The sequence below is a fragment of the Streptomyces sp. NPDC005784 genome, assembly GCF_042871525.1.
Classification (GTDB): domain Bacteria; phylum Actinomycetota; class Actinomycetes; order Streptomycetales; family Streptomycetaceae; genus Streptomyces.
Genome location: NZ_JBIAIQ010000039.1, coordinates 61,797 through 77,099, shown reverse-complemented (window position 1 = coordinate 77,099; position 15,303 = coordinate 61,797). Strand labels below are relative to the sequence as shown.

The following is a 15,303-nucleotide window of genomic DNA, read 5'->3' as shown; positions in this document are numbered from 1 at the left end:
GGCCTGTAAGTCCATGGCACTACCGTGACCCTGCCCACCATGGTCAATCAGCTGCACCGCCGAAGAGGTCGCGAACCATGACCAAGCTCTGTCAAGGCAGGTAGATCGTTCTAACGTTGTGCCGGGATCAGTGGGCCGTCTGCCGTCGGCTTGTTGATCCAGGCCGCTTCGGGGAGCTTCGGTGGCTCGGGCGGCTTGCGGACGAAGCGCTCGGGGTGCTTCGCGTAGACCGCCTCCAGGACGTCGGCACGCATCTCGCGAAGCTGCTCGGCGAGGCCGAAGTGCACGTCGTAGGGGGTGTGGAGGCCGATCCCGGAGTGGCGGTGCTCCTCGTTGTACCAGGTGAAGAAGCGGGTGCACCACGCACGGGCGTCCTCGAGGGAGCCGAAGCGGTCCGGGAAGTCATGCCGGTATTTCAGGGTCTTGTAGTGGCTCTCGCTGTAGGGGTTGTCGTTCGATGTCTTCGGTCTGGAGTGGGACTTGGTGACGCCGAGGCCGGCCATCATCTGGGCGACGTTCTGCGCGACCATCGGGGACCCACGGTCCGAGTGGATCGTCAACTGGCCAGGTCCGATGCCGTACTTGGCGATCGTCTCGGACAGGAACCGCTCGGCGAGGTCCTTGTTCTCATGGCCGGCGATCATCCAGCCAGTCGTATAGCGGCTGAAGATGTCGATGATGGTGTAGAGGCAGTAGTAGACGCCCTTGACCGGACCTTTCAGCTTCGTGATGTCCCAGCTCCAGACGCGGTTCGGGCCGTCGGCGACCAGTTCGGGCACCGCCCTTGGCGGGTGGACGGCCTGGCGGCGGCGCTCACGGACCTCGCCATGCCGTCGCAGGAGCCGGTACATCGTCGACTCCGAGCACAGGTAGACACCCCGGTCGAGGAGGATGGCGTAAATCTCGGCGGGTGCCATGTCGGCGAACTCCGTGGAATGGAGCACATCGAGGACCCGTATCTCCTCTTCGCGCGCGAGAGCGCGGGGGTGTCGGCGCCGTTCCCGCCGCGGCTTGGCCGGGGCGGGGCTTCGACGGTGTTGGCGGTAGTAGGTGGCACGGCTCACGCCGAGCGCCGCGCACGCCTGCACCCGCCCCACGAGGGGAGCGAGTTCTTCCAAGGCCTGGTCGCAGGCCGCCTCGAACACGGCCGCGGGATCGGCCATGGTCACGTGTTCTTCTCGCCGGTCCGGTCCGGGGCGCTGTCCGTGGCGAACTGGTCGAGCAGCGCGGAGAGTTTTCCCTGGACCTCGATGACAGTGCGGGCCTTCGCGAGATCGGCTTCCAGACGGGCCTTCTCCGCCTTCAGCTTCGCGATCTCCTTGTCCCTCGGGTCCGCCTTCGGCCGTCCGGCCGCCGCGGCGAACGCATCCAGGGCGCCCTTGTCCCGCTGCTGCCGCCACGTCGTGATCAACGACGAGTACAACCCCTCCCGCCGCAGCAGAGCACCCTTGCCCTTCTTGTCCAACGTCTCGTACTCCGCGAGGATCCTCGCCTTGTACTCCGCTGTATACCGGCGCGGACCGGACGAACGGGCCTCTACCTGCGGATCAGGGACCCCGTGGTCGTTTGTGCTGGCCACTCGGGCACTACTCCTTCTCCGCCCTCGACTCAATGAATCATCCAGTATGCCTGACTCGACCTACTTTGACAGAGAGGGGAACGCACCTTCTGGAGAACCCGCAGGTCAGAACCGATTCAGCGAGCCCTCATCGCGGACACAAGGAGGGCTCCCGGAGCACTCCGGGAGCCCTCACGGTCCGGATCTAGGATCTAGGAACAGGGAGCTAGGATCTACCCCTTCGGGGGGCGCGAGCGCCCCCGCGCCCCAGACCGTCTCAGTCGATGTCCTCATCGGTGAATACGTCGCCGCGTGTGCCGAGCGCCCGCCCTCCAGCGTCCTGGGACACCTCGGACGCGAGGTCAAGACTCTCCTCGCGGAAGGCATCAACCCCGACCGCATCCGGGCCGGACTGACCCGCCAGCGCACCAAGGGGCTGCATCCCAGCGTGCTGCCCAGCCTCGTCCACGAGGCGATGAACGCGACCCCGCACGGCGTCCCCCATCAGGCGTGGACGAACCCCGCCGACGCCGCCGCCTACGGAGGTGAACTCTGAGCACCACGACCGCCACAGGCACCCGCCCGCCCCAGTCCGTGGGCCCGCTGGTCGACCGCCTCGGTGCGATCCTCAACGCCCGTGGCATCGCTCCGGAGGCCGTCGCGGCGGCCCCGCCCGCCGAGCCGAACGCGGCACTGGAAACGGCAGCCGCCCGCATCCCCGCCCGCTACCGCACCGCTCTCGCCGGCAACCCCCAAATCACCGCATGGGTGGACGAGATCGCCCGCGCCGCACGCCCCGGCCCCGCCGGCGCCACCGGCATCTCCGAAGGCCCATCACTTCTGATCGCCGGCCCCACCGGCACCGGCAAAACCCACCAGGCGTACGGCGCCATCCGCGCCCTCCTCACCGCCAAAGTCCGGCTGCGCTGGGAGGCCGTCACCGCCGCCGACCTCTACGCCCGCCTCCGCCCCCGCTCCGGCCACGACTCCGAACGCGACCTGCAGTCCCTGGCCCGCAGCCCCCTGCTGCTCCTGGACGACCTCGGCGCGGCCAAAGCCAGCGAATGGACCGAGGAACTGACCTACCGGCTCATCAACCACCGGTACGACCACCTGCTCCCCACCCTCATCACCACCAACCTCCCCACCACCGAACTACGCGCCGCACTCGGCGACCGCGTCGCCTCCCGGCTCTCCGAGATGACCGAACGCGTCATCCTCACCGGCCCCGACCGCAGACGCCACACCCCAACCTGACCACACCGAAGCCGGTCCCCCGCCACATCGGGGACCAGAAAACTCCGACCGCCCGGGACCGTACGGGACCAGCACCGAGGACCACGCCGGGGCACAAGGGGACCGGTTCCCGTTTGGGGACGGTCCCCCTGACGGTCCGTCGGGGACAGTCCCACCGGGGACCGGTCCCCAAGTAGTTCGGGGATCGGTCCCCGCAAAGACGCAGGTCACCGCGCACACGGCCCCCAGAAAGCCGGTCCCCGAAACGGAACACCAGGCACGCGGACCGGGGACCGTCGCGGGGACCGGGGACCGGGGACCGTCGCGGGGACCGGGGACCGGGGACCGTCGCGGGGACCGGGGACCGTCGCGGAGACGTCGAGGCCCCCTCGGTCCCCACCCGCGGGACCAGGACACCAGCCGTCGGAAGCACGGTCCCCGAAGCAACGAACGGCGGGGACCGGTCCCCGCCACCCACCGGTCGCCCCAGAAGCAACCACGCCCAGTCCCGTGCCCGAGGTGCGTCTGCGCACGACCATCACGCCTCAACAGCCCCATCCCTCCCCGGACCACTTCCCCAGAGAGAGCCGATGCACCTGTCACACCACGAAGCCCCAGACCGCCCCAGCCTCAAGTCCTCCACCTCAGCCACAGGCGAAGCAAGTTGGAGGTTCGGACACTCCCCCGCGGGGGGAGCGTCCGAACCCGTCCCCGCCCCAGGGGTGGCGGGGACCGACCAGCGCCAGGGGGCGCCGGACGGGAAGGCTGCGACCGAGGGCGGATCACAGCCGGCCAAAGCCGGGCACAAGCGCCAAGCCAGGGGGAAGTCACGTCCGCGTGACAAGAAGCAGCGCCCCGCCCAGAGCGTCCGCCTCAACGAACGCGAACACGCTGTCATCCAGGCCGGCGCCGATGCCGTCGGCATGAGCGTCGCCGGATTCCTCGCCCACTCCGCGCTGGCCGCCGCCCGCGATCAGACCCGTACCGCCGCAATCATCGCCACCGACCACGACGTCCTCACCGAGCTGTTCGCCGCAGCACGAAGACTCGGCTGGGCCGGCAGCAACCTCAACCAGATGACCAAGGTCCTCAACTCCGGCGGCGACATCGCCCGCATCGAGGCAGCCCTCACCGACGTCCGCCGCGCGGCCATCGCCACCAGGGAAGCCGTCGAACGGATCAACAACCGCCAGAAGGACGGGGCCACTTGATCCCTCGCATCCACAAGCAAGGCAGCAGCACCCGCGGGCTGCTCAACTACCTCTACGGCAAAGGCACCCGCGACGAGCACGTCGACCCGCACCTGGTCGCCTCCTTCGACCACCTGATGGCACCCGACCCCGGCCGCGACCCCTCCGCGACGAAGGAAGACCTCCAGCGGCTTCTCGACCAGCCACTGCACCTCCTTGACGCAGACCAACGGCCCGACCAGCACGTGTGGCACTGCTCCGTCCGCACGGCAGCCACCGACCGCATCCTGAGCGACGAAGAATGGAAAGGGATCGCCCGCCGCATCGTGGCGGCCACCGGCATCGACCCCGGCGACGTAGACGACGCTGGCTGCCGGTGGGCCGCCGTCCGCCACGCCGACGACCACATCCACATCATCGCCACCCTCGTACGCGAGGACGGCCGCCGCCCCGACCACCACCGCTCCGGCCGACGCGCCCAAGCCGAATGCCGCCTGATCGAGAAGGAACTCGGCCTGCACCAGGTCGCGCCCGGGGACGGCACCGCCGCCAAGCGAGCCACCAGCGCCGAGCGGCACAAGGCCGAACGCACGGGCCGGGAACGCACGGCCCGTGAAGAACTGCGGGAGACCGTACGCCGTGCGGTGGCCGGCGCGACCGGACAGGAGGAGTTCTTCGACCGCCTGGCAGCCGCCGGTCTGCTGATCCGCAAGCGCGTCGCGCCCTCCGGCGACCTGCTCGGCTACAAGGTCGCCCTCCCCGACGACCGCAACAAGGACAACGAGCCGGTCTTCTACTCCGGTTCCACACTCGCACCCGATCTGTCCTTGCCCCGCATCCGCGAACGCTGGACCCTTCCCGCAGAAGCTGCCGCCGCAACGGACAATTCCGGGCCGGAGCAACCCGCCCTGCCGCCCGTGACGGGCCCCGCGTTCGCGCGACGCCGGGCCACCGCCGCCACCTGGCAGGCCCTGCTGATCATCGACCACGGCAGCAACGGCGCAGCGGCAGCCCAGATCGCCGCCGCCGGGGAGGTCCTGGACGCGCTCGCCAAGACCTCCGCCGCCCACACCCGCACCGAACTCCGTGAGGCGGCCTTCGCGTTCGAGCGGGCCGGCCGCTCCCACATCAGAGCCGTACGCGGGCACGACCGAGCTCTGCGCCAGGCCGCCCGCGATCTCGTCCACAGCGGCCCCGCACTCGGCCGCGGCGAAGACGGCGCCACCACCGCCATGCTCATCGACATGGTCTTCTTCCTCGCCATCGCTGCAGCGAACTGGCACGCCAAGAGGCACCACAGCCAGCAGGCCGCCACCGCCCGACAGGCCGCCGAACACCTGCGCGCCGCCTACCAGGCCGCCGGCACCGAGCCCATGGCCGCCCTCTGCCAGCACGGCCATCGACTGGCCCCGCATATCCGGCAGCGGCAGACCGGCCTTCTCCAGCAGGTACTGCCAGAGCTGGCCGAACAGGTTCTGGCCGAGGCTGGCTGGCCCGCCCTGGCCGCCACCCTCGACGACGCACACAGAGCCGGCCACGATCCGGCCGCCCTCCTGGCCGAAGCCGCCCCACGGCGCGAGCTCGACACCGCCGACTCCGTCAGCGACGTACTGGTATGGCGCCTGCGCCGCAGCGCACACCTGCCCGCCCTGCCCGAAAACCCCCACGCCACACCCGCCCGAGACCACCGGCACAACCCGTCGTCGACCGCCCCACCGCGCAACCGGCGCCCGACGTAACGAACGACTCCAGCCGTCGGCGCTGACCGGGAAGGAAGCGGCGGAACATAGCCGACGATCGCCGGTTGGGCAAACCGGCGATCCTCCGGACCATTGATATCCACACCCACCCGACTCCAACAAGGAGCACCCGTATGCCCGAAACCAACATCCGGCCCCGCCCCGACATCGTCGCCCTCCTGTGCGACGCGGACTTCAAGCGCCGATCCGACACCAGCACGTACAGCCACCGCGACGGACGCCCGTTCAGCAAGGAGGAACAAGCCCTCGCCTTCACCGCCACCCGCGTCGAGCTCGAAGAGGTGCACGAACAGCTCGCGCGGTACCGCGAGCACCAGCGCACGCGGGAGGAAGCACCGGAAGCCTTTCAGCGCTTCCTCGCCCCGTTCATGGAACAGCTCACCGAGAAGAACCTCGGCAACACCGTCCAGCTCATGAGCGAGAACGACCGGACCGAGTTCAACCGGCTGCTCGGCCTCATGCTCGACTCGATTCGGCCCTTCGCCCCGAACACCTTCTGACGACTGGCGTACGAGCAGCTCGGCCGTCCGGCGTGAGCGGCAAGGTTCGACGAGACGTGCCTGCCTGATCGTGGTCGCGCGCCCGTGGGCAAGGTTCGTCGGGAGCGTGAGCCACTGCTGGCGACCGGGATCGTCCAGGGCGGCGAGGCGGGCTCGGTGCTGGTAGTCGCGCCGGGCGAACTGCACGTCGTCGAGGACGATCCAGCGGTCGGCGGCGAAGAGCTTCGCCAACGTGGACAGCCGTGGGAACAGGTTCGGTTGATGGATGGCGCACACCCCGCCCGACGGGCTGAGGCGGGATGGCTCAGTTACTGATGAGGCGGCTGTCGAAGCCGGCGCCCAGGAGGCGCTCGTAGGCGTCATGCACATCCCTCGGTACGTCCTGCTCGACGGCGAAGCCGAGCTTCGGGTACTCGATCACCCGTTGCAGGTCACCGACGAGCATGTCGACGACGAGCTTCTCGTCGCCGATGGACTTGATGTAGTCGTCCAGTTCCAGCGGCTCGGAGGCGCAGACGACCTCGGCCTCCGGCCACAACTTGCGGCACGTCGCGTACGAACGGCGCTCCATGTACGGCTTGGAGATCAGCAGGAGTGACTCGACTTCCACTCCGGTCTCGGCCAGCAGCGCGCGGGAGAACGTGATGTTCTGGCCGGTGTTCGCCGCCTGAGCCTCGACGAGAATCGCCTCGTCCGGCACCCTCAGGCTCAGGGCATGCTCGCGGTAGTGGACAGCCTCGCCGCGCGGGAAGCGGGCGCGGGTGGTGGGGCTGTTGCCCCCGCTGAAGACCACGACCGGGAAGAGGCCGGCGCGGTACAGATCGGCGGCCGCGGTGGCCACCCCGAGGTCGTGGCTTCCCAGGCCGATCGCGGCCGAGCAGGGGCGTCGTTCGTGGCCCATCCCGTGGTAGGTCCAGATCAGCGTCGCGTCGTGGAACTGCTCGTCGGTGAGCTGGCGCTGCTCGTGCTCCGGCACTGGCACTCCCTGGCTCATCCCTGCTGACCCTTTCGGATGCCCTCGATGCTGCGCAGCTGGTGGCTCAGCCCGTACTGCCGGGCCACCTGTGCCGCCTGGTCGAGGACGGACAGCCCATCCTTCCGGGTCGCAGCGCCTTCACCGACCCGGCCGCACGCGCCACAGACCTCATCCGTCTCCGCACCACCTCCGGCCTGCTACCGACCTCCAGGCCGCTGGCTGCAGCAGCCTCGAACAACCTCGGCGAACGGCTCGCCTGACCCGCCCGCGCCACAACCGGACCTGCGCCTGCCTCATCACTACGCTGAGCTCCGGGACATCCCACGGCACCGCCCACGATCGATCGGGAGACCATGGCGCTCGACCTCGACACCGACCGCATCCACCAGCTCCTCCAGGACGGGGTCCGCGACAAGGTCTACCCCGGCGCCGTTTGGGCCGTCGGCGGCGGCCAGGGCACGTCCACGAGCGGCACCGTCGGATTCCTCGACCCCGCCCGTCCCGACGAACCGATGCGTCCCGACACCGTCTTCGACGTCGCCAGCCTCACCAAGGTCCTCGCCGTGTGGTCGACCATCGGTAGCCTCGTCGAGGACGGCAAGCTCCAACTCGACTTCCCCTTGGGCGACTTCTGGACCGAGGTGACCGGCCACCCCCTGGGCACGGTCACCGCCCGCCACCTGCTCACCCACACAGCCGGCGTCCCGCTCCGGGCCAACCTCAGGAACCTGTACGGCAGCGACCCCCAGGACGTCCGCGACGGCGTCCTCCGCGAAGCCCTGCACCGCCCACCCGGCGAAGCCGTGGAGTACACCGACCGCGCCGCACTCATCCTCGGCTACCTCGCCGAACACCTCTCCGGCCTGAGCCTCGGCGACCTCGCCGCCACCCGCGTGTGGCAACCCTTGGGCATGGCGCGAACCGGCTACGGGCCACTGCCCGCCGACGCTGCGGCCCTCTGCGCACCGACCGAACTAGACGAAGGCACGGGAACGCACCTCAAGGGGGTCGCCCACGACTTCTCCGCACGACTCCTGGGCGGGACGTGCGGCATCGCGGGCGTATTCTCCGTCCTCGACGACCTCGCCATCTTCCTGCGCCACCTCCTGACCCCGGCCGGGATCACCGAGCCCGCCGGGTTCGGCCGGGGCTGGGTCAAGGAGTCCCTGCGGATCCATACACAGGGACTGATTCCGCCCCGCGGCCTGTTCTGGCATCCGGCCCCGGGCACGGCACACGAAGTCGACGATGTCTGGGTGCACTACGGCTTCACCGGAACCGGCATGTGGATCTCCCCGAAGAGGAACCAGTGGGCGGTCCTGCTGACGAACAAGCTCTTCTACACCCGGGACCGGGAGCCCCTCACCCGGATCCGCAACGCTTTCCGCTCCCTCGCCGTCACCTGAGCCGACCCGCCGGACTGCACGCAACAGGCTTCCCGGTCTGGCCGGCAAGTGCTCGCCAACTGGCTTCTGATCGTCGGGCGCGAGCGCCGATGCGCACTTGCGTGCGCTCGCACCCGGCTTCGTACGGTGCCCAGTCATGTCAGCATCCACGGAAGAGGTCCTCGCCCGGCTGCGCCGGAAGCTCCCCGTCCACATCAGTTCGACCACCACTCTGGTGACCGACACGGACAAGGCGGCCGCCGCCATCGACCGGCAGCGCGTACGCAAGAAGGATGGCCAGCAGCCCAGTGCCCGCAAGCCCGATCTACGACCGATGCGAGGCGCCGACCGTGAGGACCTCGTCCTCACGCCCTGGGAATTACTCGGCGTCTTCGCCCGGGCCACCACGCTGGCTCGCCAGGGGCGCGGCAGGGGGCTGGCCGAACACTGGCAGGGGCTGAAGTACTGCCAGGCCATGGCCGCCGGCGCCGACGCCGACGGCCATCTGGCCCTCACCGACGAGGGGCAGAGCCCGGAACTCTCCTACAGGGCCATGCAGGCACGGGAGTTGGGACGCGCCTTCGGCCTCGCGGTCGCGGAGCGGGCCGTTCGGAACCGATTCCCGGACCACATGGTCTCCACCCTCGACGCGGAGGCGGTACTGCTGGCGGGCTTCGCGCGTTCCGGGCCACGGCCGACCCTGGGCGCCCGGCCACGGCCCGACTTCTTCATCGAAGCGTGGCGGCCGGGTGACCCGTCCCGCGTCTTCGCCGTGACGGTCAACGGAAACCACCAGATCGCCAACAAGCGCACCGGCAAGGCCGACCGCTCGGCGTTCAAGCAACTGGCCAGGGGCAGCGAGCGCGCCGAACACTTCCACCTCGCCGAGTGGGACTCCACACCGTGCCTCCTGATGTCCACCGAACTGCTCGCGAAGGAAGGCATCACGGTCAACGCACTGCAAGCACCCGGGAAAGGGCTGTTACCGGCAAGGCCGGATGCGGGGAAGAGGAGCGCGGACGCCGTACTGGGGGAACGGAACCCCCCGTACGCCGGCGCCGTGCGCGTACCCGCCACCGACGGCCGCAGGGAACGCATCCAGGACGGGTTCCTCATCCCCCGCAAGGACATGGACTGGTTCGGGCAGTTGTTGGCACGCACCGGAGCCGCGGCACAACTGGCGTTCGCCGGGGCGGGCACCGAGATCGCCCAGTACCTGACCACCGGCCAAGGCCACAAGCACTACGAGCAGCAGACGTTCGCCGGCTCGGCCAGCGTCCGGGACGCCCGGCACAAGATCGGCGCTGCGTGGTTCGTCGGCACCGACCAGGTGTTCCGCCTCAACCACGTCCGCGTGGAGGCGTTCTCCGGAATCGCCGAGGAGCTGTACGAGCTCTTGGTAAAGGGGCAGGTCGAAGCGTACCGACACCGGGCCTACGACCTGCGCGACACCTTTTCGACCGGCACGACGGCCCCGAACTGGGGCCCTGTCTCCTTCGCCGACGACGGCACCGTCATGGCGCTGCGCGTCCTCCCTGCGAGAGACGACATGAGCGGTTCCTGAACACTGGCTCTCCAACACCGAACACACTTAGACTCTTCGGCCCCTCGCCCCATGCCCGCTTACCGCAAAGATGCGATCGGCATCCGCGTGCCCTGCGTGTCGGTCAAGCGTCCCACTCCGGATACCGGCTTAAGTCCTGGCAAGTTTGGGCAAGTTCCTGGCTCGGCAGCCCAGTCACGGGCAAGCTCTGGCACAGAAATCCTTAATCGGTATCCGAGGAGGACATCATGGCTCTACGCAAGCTCGGCAAGGACCCGGAGAGTCCCAGTGGCGGCTCGCCCACCGTCTACCTCGACGAGGAGAAGGACAGCTACCTCATACAAGGGTGGAAGGTGGAGGACGCCGAGCGCCTCGGGCAGATGGACATCCCCAGGCACGAGTCGGTGGTGGAGATCCCCCGTCGCATGGTGCAGTTCTTCTTGGAGGTGAAGCAGGATGACGAGGCCCCCGACGTTTGAGGAACTGTTCCGTGACTGCCAGGTGACGGCTGTTCATCTGGAGATGCGCGACGCCTACATGAAGTCGGACCCGGCCTTCGTCGACTGGCAGGCCGGTGAATTCCTCGATCCCGCCGAGCGCTGGGCCGACTGGCACGCCATCGTCACGGAGGCGACCTCGCGAGGCGTCGAGGTTCGACGTGCCCGTGTCGTATCGACACCGGTCAGTGAGTACATTCGCTTCGAGTACGACGTGACGGACGGGCTGAACATCGCGGCCGGCGAAAGCGTGCGATGGCTCTCACGGCGCCACGCGACCGACATCGCACTTCCGGGCAACGACTTCTGGCTGTTCGACTCCCGCCTCGTACTCGTCAACCACTTCGACGGCGAGGGCGAGAACATGGAGGTCGAACTCACGGAAGACCCTGCGGTGGCGAAGCTCTGCGAATCGGCCTTCGAGGCCGTGTGGCAACGCGCGACGCCACACGCGACGTTCGAGCTGGTCTGACAGCCCGGACAGCGCCGTCGCACCGACATGACATCGCCGTCTTCAAGCGTCCAGGAAGCCCGCAAGGCGCTCGGACAACGCATCGCCGAGATCCGGAAAGCGGCCGGACTCACCAAGCGCGCGCTGGCCCAAAGCCTGGGTTGGCACGAGTCCAAGGCTTCGCGCTTCGAGAGCGGCGCCCGCGCGCCCTCGGAGCACGACCTTCGCGACTGGTGTTCAGCGTGCGGCGCGGAGGGCGAGGCCGAGGATCTCATCTCGACAGCTCGTGGAATTGAGGGCATGCACGTCGAGTGGCGCAAGATGGAGCGCCACGGGCTCAAGTGGGCACAGGAATCTGTTCTTCCTCTGTGGGAACGCACCGAGCGCTTTCGCATTTACTCGCCCTGGCTCATCCCCGGCCCCGTACAGACGGCCTCGTACATCACCGCCCTTCTGACGTCCATTCGTGACCGCCGAGGGCTCATCGACGATGTGCCGGCAGCCGTCAAGGTGCGCGTGGAGAAGCAACAGGTCGTCTACGGGAACCACAAGTTCGCCATCCTCCTGGAGGAAGGCGTTCTGCGGTACCGCATCGGCGGCACCGACGTGATGGCGGGCCAACTCGGCTACCTCCTCAGCGCCATGGCGCTCCCGTCGGTGAGCATCGGCATCATCCCCCAGGACGCCGACCGTTCGGGCCTCTGGCCCGTCGAGGGATTCTTCCTTTACGACGACGAGTTGGTGAACGTCGAACTGATCTCGGCCCATCTCAGTGTCGTCCAAAAACACGAACTTGCCATGTATGCCAAAACGTTCAGCGAGCTGGCCGAACTTGCCGTCCACGGCCCCGCGGCACGTGAACTCATCACCGCCGCCATCGAATCTCTGGGGTGAATGCCCGGCAAGTTCCGGCACACTCGTAGAGCCTTACCCAACTCCCTTCCTAGCTTTACAGGCACAGCTGAAATCGTGCTCCGGAAGGGCCAGTAATGACTGTGGCAAGTACGGGCAAGACGTTCGAGGCGGCCGAGGACGACGACGCCTCCATCGACGTGGAAACGATCTCCTCGCGAACGCATACCGTCCTCGGCCTGCGAATGGACACCACGACCCGCGCAGCGATGGACAGGCATCTGCCGGCGATCGCTGGTCACCTGAATCGGTTGCTCCGCGAGGACCTGGGCGCCGACGACGACAGCGAGGTGCGGCAACTGCTCCGCGAGGGGACCATGCTGGTCGACCTAACGAACCGACCGACCGCCGAGACGCCTACCTTCGGGACGTACTTCTACCTCCGCGGTGTCGCCCTTGTGACGCGGCGCCTGCTGTGGATCTACTCCGAGCGGAACGGGCTGGATGCCCCGTGAGCGTCAAGGGCGACCAGATCGTTCGGGAACTCTCCCACTACATCTATGAGCATCCCGCCGACAGGATGGCGCTGATGCCGGTCTACGACGCGGCCCGCGACCACTCCAAGCGGCGAGTCTGCACCCACGACCGGCGCTGCCCTCTGGTGGTCACGGGAGCCGTCGTCGTCGACGAGCACAATCGAGTCCTGTGCCTGAGGCACGGCGGAAGCTATGCCCTCGCGGAGGCGGAACCGGAGGACACGGACGACTCCCTGAGCGAGGCGGCCCGGCGCCTGCTGGCCGAGGAGGTCGGCATCCGGGACGTGTGGACACAGCCCGGCGCCGAGGGCCCCTTCCTGGTCGACGTGACCCTGCCGGGGCAGCACAGGTACGGCCCCCGCCTCCGGGTCGGCGTCCGTTACCTCTTCCGGGCCCATTCGGGCGCGGTCCTCCCTTCGATGATCGAGACGGGCGCAGCGGCCTGGGTGCCCCTCACCGAGATAGGCGTCCCGTCGGTCCGCAATCGCGTGGAGCAGCACCTGAGCGGGATCCGATGAGTCCCCGAAACGAACAACTCGCCTACGTGGTGAGCCTCATCGCGATCGGCGGCTCTCTCCTGCTCGGAATCTGGAGGAGCTGATGTACGAGCGAAGGGCCAAGGAGCCGCCCTCTATACCGCCTCCACCTCCGCCTCGCGGAACCATGGGAAGCACCCGGCCGCCGAGCGATGTCCGCGTCGGTGACTTCGTCTACCTCGACGGCGTGTACCGGCGGGTCCGGGACATGCGGTCGGCCGGCACCGCGGCCCACCGCGTACTGATCTTTGCCGGGCGGGAGCCCTGGGTCATGCGGAAGGCCCGGACCACGTACCGGTCCATCGACTTCCGCTGATCCCTGCCTCGTTCGGGCACCGCGTCATCACTCTCACCTCACCATGCGAGGAGCTTTGCCATGCGCTTTCGCAAGATCCATGGCGCCGGAAACGACTTCGTCCTGCTCTCCGACCTCGGCCCGGACGGCGACAACGAGTGGCCCAAGGAGGCGGAACGCCTGTGTGCCAGGCGCACCGGCGTAGGTGCGGACGGCCTCGTCATCAGCAGGCTGATCAGCGACCGCCCGGCCGTCCTCGAAGTCACCTGCTTCAACGCGGACGGCTCGATCGCGACCATGTGCGGCAACGCCCTGCGGTGCTGCGCCTGGGCCGCCCACCGCGATCACGGCTTCCAGCGGATGAGCCTTCGCATGGCCGGCGTGGTGCACGAGGCGGTCGTGTCCGACGACTCCGTCTGGGTCACGGCCGAGGTCGGCGCAGTTCTCCCTCGACGCTTGCAAACCGTCATCAACGGCAGGCCGACCTGGTTCGACAGCGCCCACACCGGCACGGAACACGTCGTAGCCGTCGTGGACGACGTGGACGCCATCGACGCGGAAATGGTCGGGCGCCTCGTCCGCCACCACACCGACCTTGCCCCACTGGGGACGAACGTCAACTTCGTCCAGTCCATCGGCAACCAGGCGCTGAAGATCCGCACCTACGAACGCGGCGTCGAGGCGGAAACCCTGTCGTGCGGAAGCGGGGCAGTCGCAGCCGTCGTCGTCGCCACCATGCGTGGACTCGTCGCCCGGCGTGCCGTCACCGTCCACAACCGAGCCGGTGAACCGCTCACGGTCCGGCCCCATGACGCCCGGCCGAACCGAACTCACTGGGTCGGCGGTCCTGTCACGAACACCTTCGAAGGGGTACTCGCATGACTCTCTTCCTCAACCCCAGCTCGGGCCTCGCGGTGCAGAAAGCCGCCGAAGAGCTTCGTGACTGGGGCCAGAACCGCCACGGCCTCGGCGTCGCCCTCATCTACGGGCCCGTGTCCGCCGAGGACCGGCTCTACCACTCGAAGTGCCCCGTCGAACAGCGCTCCGTCACCGCCCTGACCGAAGCCCTGAATGAGATCGGCGCCCGATGGAAGGTGCTGAACCCCTGCGAGCCCGACTTCGTCACGGAGCTCGTCGAATACGACGTCGCCCTCTCCAACCTGCACGGCCCGTACGGCGAGGACGGCCGGCTGCAGGGCCTGCTCGACTACCTGCGCGTGCCCTACTGCGGCAGCGGAGTCGCGGCATCCGCCGTGGCCGCCGACAAGATCCTCTGCAAGCGGGTCATGCTCACCCTCGGCGTCCCTACACCCGGCTGGCACGTCTGGTCCGGCGGCCCAATGACCTGGAACGGGCGTCCCGTGATGGTCAAGCCGCCCTTCGGCGGGTCCAGCGTGGGCATGAGCCTCGTACGCGATGCGGCGGACCTGCCCGGCGCGCTGGCGGACGCCGCCGACGACGAGGGCGCGCCAGTGCTCATCGAGGAGTACGTGGCCGGCACGCCAATGACGATGGGGCTGCTGGAGCTGCCGGGCGGCTCGATCGTCGCCTTCCCGCCGCTGGCCACCGAGGCCGCCGAAGCGGACTTCTACGACGCCGACACGAAGCTCGACGTGGACTCCCGGGGCAGGGTAACCGTACGTGCCGCCGACCTGGCTCCCGCCGTGCTGGACAAGATCACCGAGCACGTCCGGACGCTGTGGGACGGACTCGGGTTACGCGGTTCGGCACGCATCGACTTCATCCTCACCGAGGACTTCGAGCCGTACACGCTGGAGGTCAACACCACGCCGGGCATGTCCCGTGACAGCAACTTCGCGGTCGGAGCGGCGATGGTCGGACTCACGCACACGGATGTCGTATTGGCCATGCTGCACGAGGCCCTGGCCCGCCCGCCATACGATGGCCCCCTGCCCACTCCCGCGTTCTCCAGCACCACACGGGCTCGGGAGGCTGCCGTCTCGCCGTAGGAGCCCGCCGCTGTGCCG

18 protein-coding genes and 1 pseudogene are annotated in these 15,303 nt (G+C 68.6%); 15 read left to right on the top strand and 4 right to left on the bottom strand.

Annotation, left to right across the window (positions count from 1 at the left end):
* Positions 1-110 precede the first annotated feature (110 nt).
* Together ACFYR3_RS37670 and ACFYR3_RS37665 are read right to left on the bottom strand one after the other, a co-directional pair.
* Positions 111-1,579, bottom strand: a protein-coding gene (locus ACFYR3_RS37670) for an IS3 family transposase (RefSeq protein ID WP_389286482.1) whose coding sequence is annotated in 2 segments (ribosomal slippage) — positions 111-1,240 and positions 1,240-1,579 — 1,470 coding nt in all. Because the reading frame shifts where the segments join, the coding sequence is not laid out codon by codon here.
* A 256-nt stretch (positions 1,580-1,835) separates the two neighbouring features.
* Positions 1,836-2,000, bottom strand: coding sequence for a hypothetical protein (locus ACFYR3_RS37665; RefSeq protein WP_389286481.1), 165 nt, complete (start codon positions 1,998-2,000; stop codon positions 1,836-1,838).
* Between the two features lie 152 nt (positions 2,001-2,152).
* Between ACFYR3_RS37665 and ACFYR3_RS37660 the strand changes: the two genes are divergently transcribed.
* From ACFYR3_RS37660 to ACFYR3_RS37645, 4 genes are all read left to right on the top strand, one after another.
* Positions 2,153-2,815: an ATP-binding protein gene (locus ACFYR3_RS37660; protein ID WP_389286479.1), complete on the top strand. Its 663-nt coding sequence runs from the start codon at positions 2,153-2,155 to the stop codon at positions 2,813-2,815.
* 902 nt (positions 2,816-3,717) lie between these two features.
* Positions 3,718-4,005, top strand: a complete 288-nt coding sequence (locus tag ACFYR3_RS37655) for a mobilization protein (RefSeq protein WP_389286477.1) — start codon at positions 3,718-3,720, stop codon at positions 4,003-4,005.
* Positions 4,002-5,723: a relaxase/mobilization nuclease domain-containing protein gene (locus tag ACFYR3_RS37650; protein ID WP_389286475.1), complete on the top strand. Its 1,722-nt coding sequence runs from the start codon at positions 4,002-4,004 to the stop codon at positions 5,721-5,723. Before ACFYR3_RS37655 ends, ACFYR3_RS37650 begins: the two co-directional genes overlap by 4 nt.
* Before the next feature lie 134 nt (positions 5,724-5,857).
* Entirely contained in the window at positions 5,858-6,244 is a 387-nt protein-coding gene (locus tag ACFYR3_RS37645; RefSeq protein ID WP_389286474.1) for a hypothetical protein, read from the top strand.
* Positions 6,245-6,247: 3 nt separating this feature from the next.
* On the opposite strand, the pseudogene ACFYR3_RS37640 reads toward ACFYR3_RS37645, so the two are convergent.
* A pseudogene (locus ACFYR3_RS37640) lies at positions 6,248-6,520 on the bottom strand (WbqC family protein); the annotation flags it as partial.
* A 28-nt stretch (positions 6,521-6,548) separates the two neighbouring features.
* Entirely contained in the window at positions 6,549-7,238 is a 690-nt protein-coding gene (locus tag ACFYR3_RS37635) for a YdcF family protein (RefSeq protein ID WP_389286472.1), read from the bottom strand.
* Positions 7,239-7,279: 41 nt separating this feature from the next.
* Here ACFYR3_RS37635 and ACFYR3_RS37630 point away from each other — a divergent pair, with 41 nt between their 5' ends.
* The 11 genes from ACFYR3_RS37630 (at position 7,280) to ACFYR3_RS37580 (ending at position 15,285) form a co-directional block, all read left to right on the top strand.
* Complete coding sequence (locus tag ACFYR3_RS37630; protein WP_389286470.1) at positions 7,280-7,480, top strand: hypothetical protein; 201 nt, start codon at positions 7,280-7,282, stop codon at positions 7,478-7,480.
* Between the two features lie 93 nt (positions 7,481-7,573).
* Positions 7,574-8,626 carry a serine hydrolase domain-containing protein gene (locus ACFYR3_RS37625; protein ID WP_389286468.1) on the top strand — a complete coding sequence of 351 codons (1,053 nt, stop codon included), beginning with the start codon at positions 7,574-7,576 and terminating at the stop codon, positions 8,624-8,626.
* Between the two features lie 136 nt (positions 8,627-8,762).
* Entirely contained in the window at positions 8,763-10,169 is a 1,407-nt protein-coding gene (locus ACFYR3_RS37620; protein WP_389286466.1) for a hypothetical protein, read from the top strand.
* A 227-nt stretch (positions 10,170-10,396) separates the two neighbouring features.
* Entirely contained in the window at positions 10,397-10,627 is a 231-nt protein-coding gene (locus ACFYR3_RS37615) for a hypothetical protein (protein WP_389286464.1), read from the top strand.
* Entirely contained in the window at positions 10,605-11,117 is a 513-nt protein-coding gene (locus ACFYR3_RS37610) for a DUF6879 family protein (RefSeq protein ID WP_389286462.1), read from the top strand. Before ACFYR3_RS37615 ends, ACFYR3_RS37610 begins: the two co-directional genes overlap by 23 nt.
* A gap of 27 nt (positions 11,118-11,144) precedes the next feature.
* A complete protein-coding gene (locus ACFYR3_RS37605) occupies positions 11,145-11,990 on the top strand; it encodes a helix-turn-helix domain-containing protein (protein ID WP_389286457.1) in 846 nt (281 codons plus the stop codon).
* Between the two features lie 95 nt (positions 11,991-12,085).
* Entirely contained in the window at positions 12,086-12,463 is a 378-nt protein-coding gene (locus ACFYR3_RS37600; protein ID WP_389286455.1) for a hypothetical protein, read from the top strand.
* Complete coding sequence (locus ACFYR3_RS37595) at positions 12,460-13,002, top strand: NUDIX domain-containing protein (protein WP_389286453.1); 543 nt, start codon at positions 12,460-12,462, stop codon at positions 13,000-13,002. Before ACFYR3_RS37600 ends, ACFYR3_RS37595 begins: the two co-directional genes overlap by 4 nt.
* Before the next feature lie 145 nt (positions 13,003-13,147).
* Positions 13,148-13,336, top strand: coding sequence for a hypothetical protein (locus ACFYR3_RS37590; RefSeq protein WP_389286451.1), 189 nt, complete (start codon positions 13,148-13,150; stop codon positions 13,334-13,336).
* Between the two features lie 60 nt (positions 13,337-13,396).
* Positions 13,397-14,197 carry a diaminopimelate epimerase gene (gene dapF / locus ACFYR3_RS37585; protein WP_389286449.1) on the top strand — a complete coding sequence of 267 codons (801 nt, stop codon included), beginning with the start codon at positions 13,397-13,399 and terminating at the stop codon, positions 14,195-14,197.
* The gene (locus tag ACFYR3_RS37580; RefSeq protein ID WP_389286447.1) at positions 14,194-15,285 is read left to right on the top strand and encodes an ATP-grasp domain-containing protein; all 1,092 of its coding nucleotides are present in this window, start codon (positions 14,194-14,196) and stop codon (positions 15,283-15,285) included. The genes dapF and ACFYR3_RS37580 overlap by 4 nt, the downstream gene beginning before the upstream one ends.
* Positions 15,286-15,303: the final 18 nt, after the last annotated feature.